General features: G+C 68.3%; 3 protein-coding genes. All 3 read right to left on the reverse strand.

Annotated features, from left to right (window positions below):
* On the reverse strand, window positions 1-207 hold a 207-nt coding region (locus Q4F04_RS15620; protein WP_303370707.1), incomplete at its 3' end, for a hypothetical protein.
* Window positions 204-464 carry a hypothetical protein gene (locus Q4F04_RS15625; protein WP_303370708.1) on the reverse strand — a complete coding sequence of 87 codons (261 nt, stop codon included), beginning with the start codon at window positions 462-464 and terminating at the stop codon, window positions 204-206. The genes Q4F04_RS15620 and Q4F04_RS15625, both read right to left, overlap by 4 nt.
* A 280-nt stretch (window positions 465-744) precedes the next feature.
* The coding region (locus Q4F04_RS15630; protein ID WP_303370709.1) for an acyl carrier protein at window positions 745-2,144 on the reverse strand (1,400 nt) is incomplete at its 5' end.

A 2,144-nucleotide genomic window follows, 5' to 3' on the forward strand; every position in this document is an offset into this window, starting at 1 on the left:
GACCGGGCCACGGGCCAGGTCGGCCATCGCCAGCGGATAGCGGCCTGCATGGACCGACGGGGACGCCACCTCGATCGTCCTCGCGGTCGCATGGACCGGGACCGCCGCATCGTCCGAGGCAACCATGACCATGAGTCCCTGCGCGGGCTGCGTTTGCAGCGCGCGAAGGGTGCGGGGCGCATAGCCCACGCCGATCTGCAACATCATGCGAGGGCGACGATATCGGTTGCGGTGGTTCCGGCGGCCCAGATGCGGCGCGCGCGGACCGGGAAGGGGGCGCCGGGCACGACGAAGACGCGGCCGGTATCGCCGCTGACCGTGGTCATCTGGATGAAGCCTTCGGTGCCGACCGCGATGGCCCGCGTGGCAAAGGCCAGGTCTGCGGCGTCATTGGGGGTGACGGCGGACAGGCGCGTGGCCGGGCTTTCCAGGCCCGAAGCTCTGTTGTGGAAAAGATCGTACATGAAAGGCCCCCTTGGCGGGCCGGTCCCCCGCAGGTCGGGACGGAACGGCGCAGTTGATTTACGGCGCCGCAGAGATTGTTAAACAACGGTTAACAGAGTCAGTATTCACCACGCGTTGCTGAAGCCATTTCCGCAACGCCTTCTGTCTTCGACAGTATCTTTTTCCTGCACATCAACCAGGATAGGCGCGCGAACAGCAGCTTAGCCGGACGTGCCGTTTCGCGTGCCTGGTGCAAGGGCGTCTTCTGCCAGAAAACCCTTGACGCCCTTTCCCGCAGTTTCAGCCGAAATACATCCGCCACAACCGCCTGCCCAGCCAGGCCATGGACAGCAGGAACAGTCCCATGGGAATCGCCAGCGCCATTCCGCCCTGCACCTCGAGGGCGTTCAGCATCTGCCGGCCGGGGATGACAAGCCCGTGGAAGACATAGATCGGCAAGGCCAGGCCGCCTGTGACAAGCAGCAGCTTCAGCACCGCGCGCAGCGGCGCGATCAGGCCGTCCCAGGACAGGATCAGGCGCAGGAACAGCCCGGTCATGAAGCCTGCGAAGGACAGATAGAAGATCAGACCGGGCAGCGAGGTGAAGACCGGGCTGCCGCGGCTGACAAAGGCGCCCGCCCCGTCGGCCTCCAGCAGCGACAAGACGGTCACGGCCATCCCCAGCGCGCCCCCCGTCAGCAGCAGGCGCGCGGCGTTTCGGCTGTCGGGCTGACCGGCGATCCACAGGCCGATGGCCATGCCGCCCGCGGCGACCGCGCTCATCTTGAAGACGTTGTAGCCCGCGACCAGCATCAGCCGGGGCCATTCCAGCAGCGATTGCAGCTGATCGGCGGGCAGCAGGGCGGGCACCGTCTGCCACAGGATCCACAGGACCGGCAGGCCCGCCAGCAGCCAGGGGATCGGCCGCGCCAGCCGCGCCAGGGGCGGCAGCCACCAGCGGGCCGTGCCCAGCATGACCGCGTAATAGGCCAGCACACCGTAAAAGGAATGGGCGATTTCAAGCCCGCCGATTGGCTGGCCGCGCAGGGCCAGGTTTCCCAGCCGGATCGCGGCCAGCAGGGCAAGCCCTGTCAGGACCAGCCGGAACGATCCCCCCAGCCTGCGCAGGACCGATCCCCGGCGGGCCGCGAAATCGGGCAGCATGAAATAGCCGATGCCGATCCCGAAAACCGCCGCGAAGCCCGGCGTGCCCATCCGGTAGAACAGCGCAAGGGCGGCCTCGGCCTGGCGGCCGATACCCAGCCTTTCAAAGACGCCCGGTCCCCAATGGGACAGGATCACCGACAAGGCCATCACGGCGCGGGTCATCGTGATCGCCCAGCTGCGCAACGCGGATTCGGGCAGGGCGTCCGTTTGCGCTGCCGGGGCATCCGCCGCCAACAGCGCCGCCGCCTCGCGCAGGCTGCGGCCTTCCATCGTGGCGCGGATCACCGGGCGGGGCAGGCGTTCGGATTCCATGACCAGGCCGATCTGCACGGAACTGAGCGAATCGCCGCCCAGGTCATAGAAACCGGCCTCGGGGGCAAACCGCCCCTCGCCCACCACGCGCGCCCAGATCGCGGCCAGGCGCGCCTCGTCCGGGGTCAGGTCGGCCATCGCGTCGGGCAGGGCGCCGGACAGCGCGCCGGGTTCGGCCATGCTGCGTTCGCCTGCCTGCCGGTCCTGCCACAGTCCCGGCA

Origin of the sequence: Paracoccus sp. (in: a-proteobacteria) (genome assembly GCF_030536915.1) — a bacterium.
GTDB lineage: Bacteria > Pseudomonadota > Alphaproteobacteria > Rhodobacterales > Rhodobacteraceae > Paracoccus.

Coding starts and splice junctions, on each gene's coding strand:
- Q4F04_RS15625 (WP_303370708.1), bottom strand. CDS start 464: ATGTACGATCTTTTCCACAACAGAGCTTCGGGCCTGGAAAGCCCGGCC.